This is a genomic window from Roseinatronobacter sp. (assembly GCF_051859525.1).
Taxonomy (GTDB): Bacteria; Pseudomonadota; Alphaproteobacteria; order Rhodobacterales; family Rhodobacteraceae; genus Roseinatronobacter.
This window is the reverse complement of sequence record NZ_JBHYFM010000016.1, coordinates 55,756-64,857: the sequence shown is the minus strand read 5'-3', so window position 1 is coordinate 64,857 and position 9,102 is coordinate 55,756. Positions and strand designations below refer to the sequence as shown.

General features: G+C 58.5%; 10 protein-coding genes. 4 read left to right on the top strand and 6 right to left on the bottom strand.

Annotated features, from left to right (window positions below; genetic code table 11):
• A partial coding sequence (locus ACTIE1_RS12220) for a hypothetical protein (RefSeq protein WP_439563422.1) occupies positions 1-418 on the bottom strand: 418 nt, incomplete at its 3' end.
• Between the two features lie 1,313 nt (positions 419-1,731).
• On the opposite strand from ACTIE1_RS12220, the gene ACTIE1_RS12215 reads away from it, so the two are divergent.
• The 3 genes from ACTIE1_RS12215 to ACTIE1_RS12205 all read left to right on the top strand — a co-directional run bounded on the left by ACTIE1_RS12215 (position 1,732) and on the right by ACTIE1_RS12205 (position 3,142).
• Positions 1,732-2,061 (top strand): hypothetical protein, encoded by a 330-nt coding sequence (locus ACTIE1_RS12215; RefSeq protein ID WP_439563421.1) that lies wholly within the window; start codon positions 1,732-1,734, stop codon positions 2,059-2,061.
• Positions 2,062-2,312: 251 nt separating this feature from the next.
• Complete coding sequence (locus ACTIE1_RS12210; RefSeq protein ID WP_439562556.1) at positions 2,313-2,561, top strand: hypothetical protein; 249 nt, start codon at positions 2,313-2,315, stop codon at positions 2,559-2,561.
• A complete protein-coding gene (locus ACTIE1_RS12205; protein ID WP_439562557.1) occupies positions 2,558-3,142 on the top strand; it encodes a hypothetical protein in 585 nt (194 codons plus the stop codon). The genes ACTIE1_RS12210 and ACTIE1_RS12205 overlap by 4 nt, the downstream gene beginning before the upstream one ends.
• Positions 3,143-3,287: 145 nt before the next feature.
• On the opposite strand, the gene ACTIE1_RS12200 is transcribed toward ACTIE1_RS12205, so the two are convergent.
• Positions 3,288-3,620: a hypothetical protein gene (locus ACTIE1_RS12200; protein WP_439563420.1), complete on the bottom strand. Its 333-nt coding sequence runs from the start codon at positions 3,618-3,620 to the stop codon at positions 3,288-3,290.
• A 24-nt stretch (positions 3,621-3,644) separates the two neighbouring features.
• Here ACTIE1_RS12200 and ACTIE1_RS12195 point away from each other — a divergent pair, with 24 nt between their 5' ends.
• Positions 3,645-4,151: a helix-turn-helix transcriptional regulator gene (locus tag ACTIE1_RS12195; protein WP_439562559.1), complete on the top strand. Its 507-nt coding sequence runs from the start codon at positions 3,645-3,647 to the stop codon at positions 4,149-4,151.
• Positions 4,152-4,195: 44 nt separating this feature from the next.
• Here ACTIE1_RS12195 and uxuA read toward each other — a convergent pair whose 3' ends face one another.
• From uxuA to ACTIE1_RS12175, 4 genes are all read right to left on the bottom strand, one after another.
• Positions 4,196-5,386, bottom strand: a complete 1,191-nt coding sequence (gene uxuA / locus ACTIE1_RS12190) for a mannonate dehydratase (protein ID WP_439562560.1) — start codon at positions 5,384-5,386, stop codon at positions 4,196-4,198.
• 28 nt (positions 5,387-5,414) lie between these two features.
• Positions 5,415-6,158: an FCD domain-containing protein gene (locus tag ACTIE1_RS12185; protein ID WP_439562561.1), complete on the bottom strand. Its 744-nt coding sequence runs from the start codon at positions 6,156-6,158 to the stop codon at positions 5,415-5,417.
• Positions 6,158-7,948, bottom strand: a complete 1,791-nt coding sequence (locus ACTIE1_RS12180; protein ID WP_439562562.1) for a glycoside hydrolase family 2 protein — start codon at positions 7,946-7,948, stop codon at positions 6,158-6,160. Before ACTIE1_RS12180 ends, ACTIE1_RS12185 begins: the two co-directional genes overlap by 1 nt.
• A gap of 94 nt (positions 7,949-8,042) precedes the next feature.
• Positions 8,043-9,026, bottom strand: coding sequence for a TRAP transporter substrate-binding protein (locus ACTIE1_RS12175; protein ID WP_439562563.1), 984 nt, complete (start codon positions 9,024-9,026; stop codon positions 8,043-8,045).
• Between the last annotated feature and the right edge of the window lie 76 nt (positions 9,027-9,102).

The window sequence follows — 9,102 nt, the reverse complement described above, 5'->3', positions numbered from 1 at the left end:
CGGTTACGCCGCCGACTGTGTCGACCACGCCGTCAACAGTGCTTGTAAGACCAGCAGTGCCGCCCCCACCGGACCCCCCACCGGACCCACCACCGCTGCCGCCACCGGTCAGCCCGCCAACAGCATCTGTAACACCGCCAAGCGCGCCACCAAGGCCACCGCCGCCGCCAGAGCCGCCACCAGACCCACCGCCGGTTACGCCGCCAACGACACTGCCAACGGTGTCTGTAACACCGCCAACGACACCACCTACAGTGTCAGTCACGCCCCCCAGAAGGCCGCCGCCCCCACCGCCCAGCAGTTGCGCGTGCGCTGGTTGCACCAACGCTGTCGCGCCCAGCAGCGCAGCTGCAGCAACCCAAGTCCTGTGTGATGAATGGCCGGATTTGGCCCGTGCGTTCGAAAATTTGCTTTGCATGTCCGATCTCCCGATCCGTCGAAACTGAAATTTCTGTTTTGCCAGTCTGGCCCTGTACAGAGTGTCGTGAAAACGCAGCTATGCACCCGAACCCGCAGCGCCCTGTTCGCTTACTGGCGATCACCCCATGCATTGAGGGATACACAGTTTCTTGATTTCGGCAAAGGGTAGCGGTCTTGCAACGCGTTGAAATAAAACGGAAATAGCACTAAAGGTGTATGTGGATCAGACCAAGATATGAAAAAACGTGCTATGGATTTCCGCTATACGACCCCGTTGTGTTGAAATTATTGGTCCGGATTGTGGCTGGAAATTTGTGAAACTTGCGAAATATGGCGGTAAAAGTTCCCGATTGTTAGAATCACCTTGCGGCCGACCTTGGGTGTATGGCGAGATTTTGCGCCAGCTTCGTCCTATTCATTGCCGTGGTCCGGACGAAAGGCGGACGGGTCCATGGCAGGGCCAGCAGCTCTGTCGCGCAGCCGCACTGCACAGCGCTATTGCTTCCGCTAATTCTGAATGGCCGTGACGCGCTGGCATCTGGAACCGGCGAAGCGGGGGGGAAGTCCTTAAAGCCGTAGACCCACCAAACCCGCCGAAGCCAATCTTGGGGCGTCGACATCTTGATTGGTCTGAAATAGCAAAATATTTTGCATGCGTAGCCATATCCGTAGCATGCACCATGAAAATGCAATCTACAATTCCTATTGACCTGTCGATGGTCGGACATGCATAGTCCATAGGTGCGGAAGGGTCCGTTATAGCGACCCTTTAAGTCGTCCGAGTGATGATCGGGGCACGGCCGAACAGACGTAACCACCCCGAAGTAAATGGTCGCAGCAGCGCCATTGCCGTGCAGGAACAATTCCATCTGGTTTTCACGGTCCGCCAGCGCCGGTGCAGCAAAGAACAGTCACATTTGGCGATCAGGGGTCATGGATATGGAACGTCACGAACTGAAGAGCAAAACATGTGCAGGACTTGGGCTTCGGCTTGGCAACATGCCATGCGCCGCGGTTCTGGCCGTTGCGTTATGTCCGATCGGTGCGCAGGCAAGTAGTTTACTCGGCGGAGTGGGCAGTGCACTCACGAGTAAAGTGGATACAGTTGTTGACGCAGTTGGCGGCGCAACCGAAACGGCTACCGGTGGTGCGGTTACAGCGGAAGGTACAGGCGGATCGAGTGGTAGCACGGCCGGTGCATCGATCGGGCTAGGCGGTACAAGTGCCGAGGTAAATGTCCTACCCTCTGGCAGCACGGCCCCCGGCACGCCGGGTTCACCGTCCACGGGTCCGGTATCTGGCGGGACACCAGTGGGCGCAATACCGGGCCAGCCATTCCTTGATATCAATGCCATTCCAGTCACACAGCGGCGCAGACCGGCCAGCCGGTGTTCTGGCGCAGGTAATTATGATGTGCTGAACGGTGTTGCGGTTCTGGATGCAAATAACACTTTCCTTGGTGTTGTCGTCGGGGCCTATGTTACCGGCACGGAACTGACGCGGGTGCGCGTTTCGGTCGATCCCGGCGCGGCGGCGGGTGGCGGTTGTGTTGAATATACCACGGCTGGCGGGCGTGCCACATCGCAGGGCATCGTCATAAACACCACACAGGCCAGTCTGCAATCCGCGCTGGCACGCTGATCTGCGCCTGCCTGACGCAGACACGCAAATCCTGCCGGTTGCGCGCGCATGGCGGCCGCGCCTGAATATTGCGGCCGCATGCATATAACAGGACTGCAAATCGATCCAACGGCAGCCCCGACTATGGTGCTATCAGGGTTGGATCATACCAATGGGGTATTCCTTTGCGTCGTCACAATCGCAGTATGTGTCAGGTTCTGGCTGCCCACCGGTAGTGCAGATTGACATCTAACTAGCGACGGGGTGCGACCATGATCACGACGGCCAGTTACGACATTTCTACCGCATACCATCCGCAGCCGCAACGGGGCAGGGCGGTGGTTCTGCTGATGTTGCTTGCGCTGATCGGCGCGTTTCTGGGCGCGGCAACTGCCTTCGCGCTGGGCAAAACACTTGGTGTGGTCATGTTGGCATATATTGCCGGTGGCAGCGGGTTCTATCTTGCCGGTGCAATCATGTTGTACCTGTCCACCACCAAAGCAGCGCGGGGTGACGCATGACCCTGTTCCATGACACCCATGTTTCGCGCGGCTACCGCAAAGGCGCGGTCGAGCAGGGATTGCTGTCGCGGCTTCTGGCGCGGTTTGGCTATGCCAAACCAGAGGCGCACCAGCTTCGGGCCGTCAGGGACCGTTCGCAAGGAATTGCTGTCAGTTTTGATTTCGTTGCGCCCCATCTGGTACAGGACCGCCGTATCTATGTGGTCGAAGGGCAGTCGCGCCCGCTTTTCGGTTTGGTGACGAAAATTGCAGCGCCAGCGCTGTCGATCGTCTCGGTCGGGGATTTCGCCAGTGCCGAGCGCGCCATCGAAGGGTTCGGCTTCGAGAAAGCCCTGCTTGTGGTGGATATCGATACACTGGGCACAACGACACAGGCTGTGGAAACACTTATCGCATTTCGCAAGCGTTCGCCCGACACGCCGGTTGTCATCGGCAGCGGGTCTTTTGCCAGACATGATTTTTCAATGGCGCGCGGGGTTATAGCGGATGCATCCGTGCGGTTGCCGTGCGATTGCGTCTCGGTGGCGCTGGCTATCGAAAGTGCCGTTGGCAACAGTGCCATGCGGTTCCGCGCTGCATGAACTTGCGTCCCCTGTTTGCGTCGAATATGGTCAGGTTGTGCTGCCGACCTGCGCTGGAGTGGCTTGAGTGAAGCATTTTTCCGCCCTGACAATGCTGATTTTCCTGGCTGCTGTCACACCGGCAGCCAGCGATACATCGCGTGGGTTAAGTATCATAGACGTTGAGCGTATAGTTGGCCGCGACGGCAGTAACCATTACACAGCCGTTCTGCAAACGCTTGATCAACGTGGCTACACGATTGTCGAAGTGTCCAACACATGGTTGAACAGGCTTCGGATATGGGCCGACAATAACAGTCACAGGCGCGAAATCGTTGTCAGCCGCGCAAACGGGCGCATTTTGCGGGATGCCGTTGTGGAAACCTTTGGCCGGAACGGCGTGCAGCCGCAGGTCATCCCTGTTATTCCGATAGAAGAACTTTTGGAAAACCACTCTGGAGGTATCAGGATTGTTCCTAATCCCTGAGCGCAGCGTCATTCGGCATTTACGGGACGATATGTAATGTATGGCTTCCGCTGGCAGGTTGTTGCCCTCATTGTGATCGTGCTTCTGGTGCAGATTGCCAGCGCGGGCTTCTTTATGATCAAGATCCTGTCGGAACTGTTTCTGATCCAGTTTCTGTGGGTGCCATGGGAAGTTCAGGAATTGCTGGAAATCCTGTCCAGTTTCGGGTTGTTATTCGGGGTTATCAGCAGCGTCATATTGCTAAGTATCGGATCGCGGCGTGCAACGCGGATCAATGACCAGTTGCAGGCGGCTGCGGGCCAGTTTTACGATTATGTCGACCGCCAGTTCGAGTCGTGGAAACTGACGCCGACTGAACGACATGTTGCCATTCTGGTGATCAAGGGTTTTTCAAACGCTGAAATTGCGCGCCTGCGCGGCACGACGGAATCGACGGTCAAATCGCAGTTGTCGTCCATTTTCCGGAAATCCGAACTCAGCAGCCGTCAACAACTTGTGTCGCATGTCATCGAGGATCTTGTATCGGCGATTCCCGAACCCTGATGCTGGACCGCCCGCGCCACGGCGCAGGCGGTGCTGTGGCGCGCTCAGCGTTGGCCTGACCACCGAAGGGCGTGTTCCAGCCCACGGATTTCCGCCATTCCACGCAAACGCCCGACAGCGGAATATCCGGGGCGGTAGTCGCTGCGCAGATCGCTTTGCAAGGCATGGCCATGATCGGGGCGGAAGGGCAGGGGGCGGCCGCGCGCATCCTCGATGCGCAACACCTCGGCCACCAGCGCGGTCATGTCTGTATGGCCAGCCAGATGGGCCGCTTCCTGAAAACTCTCGCCCGTGATCCCGTCACTTAGCGGCGATACCGGATCGCGCAGCGTATTGCGCAGATGCAGGAAATACACGCGTTCGCCGTGTTTGCGCAAAATGGCAGGCAGGTCATTATCGGCCCGAACCCCCAGCGACCCCGCGCAAAACGTGAACCCGTTGGCCGGATCGCTGTGCATTTGTGCAATCGCGTCCAGATCATCGGCGGTCGAGACGACACGCGGCAGGCCGAACAAGGCGCGCGGCGGGTCATCGGGGTGAATGGCCAGTTGCACGCCAGACCCCGCCAGTTGGGGAATGACACGGTCCAGAAACTGTTGCAGATGCTGGCGCAATTGTGCGGCGCTGATGGTCTGATACTGGCCGATCTGCGCGCGGAATGCGTCCAGCGTGTAACTTTCTTCGGACCCCGGCAGCCCGGCGATAATGGTGTCCACAAGCGCAGTGCGCGCGGCGTCATCCATCGCAGTGAACCGGCGCGCAGCCTCGGCGCGGGTTTCGGGGTTGTAATCGTCTTCTGCACCGGCGCGCTTCAGGATGAATACATCGAAAACCGCCAGATCAACACGGTCAAAACGCAGGCATTCCGCCCCGTCATCCATGACATGGCGCAGGCGCGTGCGCGTCCAGTCCAGCACCGGCATGAAGTTATAGCAGATCGTCGTTATCCCGCATCGTGCCAGATTCATTGCCGATGTGGCCCAGATATCCGCCAGATCCTGCCAGCCGTCAGTGCCAAGTTTGATGGCTTCGGGCACAGGTATGCTTTCGACAACCTGCCAGCGCAGGCCGGCGGCTTCGATCATGGCCTTGCGCTCCATGATATCGTCAACCGGCCATACCACACCATTGGGTATGCCGTGCAGGGCGGTGACAATGCCGTTTGCGCCCGCCTGCCGCACATCGGCAAGCGAAACAGGGTCGTCGGGGCCAAACCAGCGCCAAGTATAGTCCATATTCAGGTATCCTCTGGGTCAAAACCAGTCAGCGAAACACTTTGGAAACTTCGCTTGAATCGAACAGATATCCGTCAAAACCGGGATCTTCGTCATCTGACAATTCAAGCAAGGTTACGCGCACATTTTCAAGATGCTGCCACATGGCGCGGCGTGCGGCTTCGGGGTCGCGGCGTTGCAGGGCGGACAGAATGACGCTGTGGTCATCCAGCCAGCGCAAGCGGTAGTCACTGACGAATATACGCTCATGCAGGCGTGCCCACATGCGGCTGCCTTCGCGTTTTTCCCATAGCCCGTTCACCGTTTCCACCAGAACGCTGTTCTGCGTCGCCTCGGCGATCAGGCGGTGGAACAATTCATCGCCGGAATAATCCTGTGCGCCGCTTGCAATATTGCTGCGTTCCAGTTCCAGCGCGTCGCGCATGCGCACGATATCGGCCTTGGTCACGGTTGATGCGGCCAGTCCGGCCACTGCACTTTCCAGCAACTGGCGGGCCTGAATCAACTCGAACGGGCCGATATCATTCGCATCCCCTTTGGGAGTGCTGTTTTCCATTGCCTTCAAGTAGATGCCGGACCCTTTGCGCACTTCCAGCACACCTTCGATTTCCATCAGCAGGATCGCTTCGCGGGCGGCAGAACGCCCGACCTGCAAATGCTCGGCGATCTGGCGTTCGGTCAGGATGCGGTCGCCGGGGGCGTAGCCGCCCTGCACGATCAGCGCGCGCAACCCTTCTGCCACTTCCTGATAGCGCTTTGCGGCACGCGCCATCAGATTTCCCCCCTTGCGCGCGCATGATAGAATTGCGCCAGCACCCCGAAGGCTTCTTTCTTGGTGCGCTTGTCAGCGGCAATCAGGCCCTTTTTGTTAAACCCGTTCTGGAAAATATTCTGACGCCGTTCAACGCGGAAATCATACAGAATCCATGGGGACATGCCCTTGACATAGTCCAGGTCGCGCAAAATCTCGATTTGTTGGCGGTAAACCTGTGTCATATAAGCTTCACTGAACAGCCCCGTTTCAGGCGCCCCTTTGCCGATTGCGCCGTCCGCGCCTGTTTCCGAGATGACGACAGGCCGGTCGGGGGCCGAATTGCGGCCGATCTCGATCAGGTCTGTTATATTTTCGTCATACCAACCGTAATATTCATTGATCCCGATCACGTCCAGATGTTCTGCCAGCCGGTCCTCGATGCGGTTGCGGGTGTGGTTTATAAGACAGGCTGCGGCAATCAGGCGGGTGTCATCGGCGCGGCGTGCGGCATCGGCCAAGGCGCGCATGAAGGACAGCCGCGCATCCGTATCGGGGTTTTCATTGCCGATGGACCAGATGATCACGCTGGCGCGGTTGCGGTCACGCCGGATCAGTTCCAGAAGCTGGTTTTCCGCGTCGGCATAGGTTGCGGGATTGTCGAAGGCGATGGCCCAGTATACCGGAATTTCCTGCCACAGCATGAAGCCCAGTTCATCCGCCAGTTGGGCGGCGCGTTCATGGTGGGGGTAATGCGCCAGCCGCAGGAAATTGCAGCCCAGTTCCTTGGCGTGCTGGAAACGCGCGCGCAAATCATCCTCGGTCGTGACCTTGCCAAGGGTCAGGTCATCCTCATGCACCGAAATACCGCGCAGCCAGACGGGTTCTCCGTTCAGCAAGATATCGGTGCCCTGCCGTGTGATGGTGCGGAACCCCACGCGGTCGCTGACCAGATCATCGCCGAAACGGGCCTGCAAATCATAAAGTTTTGGAGTGTCCGGTGACCATAATTCGGGCTGGGCGGGAATGACCGCGCTGGCGTGGCCATTTACGACCGCAATGGCCTGATCCAGCCCCAGTTCGGGGATGGACAGTTGCACATCGCCATGATCCGCCCCGTCAATTTCCAGATCGACCACGATGGACGCCCCGTCAGGGCCAAGACGCAGGCCCATGTCGCGGATAAACGCGGCGGGCAGGTCAAACAGCTGCGTTTCGCGGTATATGCCGCCATAGTTGAACCAGTCGGTATTGCGCATCGGCACGCGGTCCAGCGTGCGGGCGTTGTTGACGCACAGCATCAGCCAGTTGCGGCCGTCTTGCAAATCATCGGTCAGTTCCACGCAAAACGGGGTGGACCCGCCCAGATGGTTGCCCAGAAACTTGCCGTTCAGAAAAACCTTGCAGTCATATTGTGCGGCCCCGATGCGCAGGATCTGGCGCCGACCCGCGCGGGGGCTGTGGTCCAGCGCGCGGGTATACCAGGCGCTGCCTTCATAGAAATACCATTTTTCCTTCAGCATTTGCCAGTTGGCAGGCACTGCAACCGTTTCGCCCATATAGGGGTCATAATCCCACGGTTCGGTGCGGTTTTCGGGGGCGGCGGGCAGCATGGAAAACCATTTCTGGCGCAGACCTGTATCCAGCAGGTCCACGCAGAAATTCCAGTCCCCATCCAGCGATTGCGCGTCACGTCCACCTGTAAAAAGAAGCCCCTTATGCGTCAGGGCGCGCGTGTCAAAGGGCGCTGCATAATCTTCATCATGCAGGGCCTGAAGCGCGTTCTCTCCTATGGTTGATCGTTCCAGCATGCCGGTTATCCCCCGAAACCTTTTGTTATGGGCCTGAAGCGGCCGGGCATTTTATTGAATTGCCACAGGCGCTTCAGGCGTTCTTGAACGTGCCTTAGTCGGCAAGTGCCTTGATGCTGTCGATCAGCGCGGCCAGTTCGGGTGATTGCGCTGCGACTTCTTCATGCATGGGCAGCACGGCTTCAATGAAGGGGCCTTTTTCGACGGTGTTGATTGTCACGCCCATTTCGGCCTGCGCGGTGTCAAGCGATGCCTGCGCGATGGCGTCCCAGCTTTCGCGGTGAAACGCTTGCGATTCCAGTGCCGCCGTGCGCAGCGCCTGCTGGTGCTCTTCTGACATGTCGTTCCATGCGCAGCTTGAAATCACGACAACCGACGGAATGATCGTGTGCTCATTCAACGAGAAATAGTCCGCAACTTCACCATGGCGCGCGGTGGTCAGCGCGGTGGGGTTGTTCTCGGCCATGTTCACAACGCCCTGTTGCAGCGCGCTGTACAATTCGCCCCAGTCGATGGGGGTGGGGTTGCCGCCCAGAAGTTCAACCATACGAATGGCTGACGGGCTGGGTTGCACGCGTACATTCACGCCAGCCAGATCAGCGGGGCTGTTGATGGGGCGGTCACCATAGAAGGACCGCGCGCCTTCGGTCAGGAAGGAAACCCCCAGAAAGCCCTTGTCCGCGGACGCGTTCAGGATTGTCTGGCCGACTTCGCCATCGATAACCTCGAAGAAGTGGTCCTCGCTTGCGAAGATGAAGGGCAGGTTGATCGCGCTGTAAAGCGGTTCAAACGCTTCCAGTTCAGCCGCGTTCGACCGCGCCATTTCCAGCGCACAGTTCTGCACCAGTTCCATTGATTCGCGCTGCGTGCCAAGCTGGGCGTTGGGGAAAACCTGAATGCGGTAGGCATTGTCGGTCAGTTCGGCAAAACGCTCGCCCATGAATTCCATGCTGATATGCGTGGGGTGGTCGGCGGGGTTGTTGTGGTTCAGCCGCAGCAGTGTTTGTGCTTGCGCAGCCGCGCCGAATGCCAGACTTGCGGTCGTGGCAAGTGCGATGGTGCGTGTAAGTTGGGCCATGGTATCTTCCTCCCGATGGTTTGGTTAGGTGGTCGTGAAATGGGCGCAAGGGTGCAAGAACCCTCTGGCGGGCAAG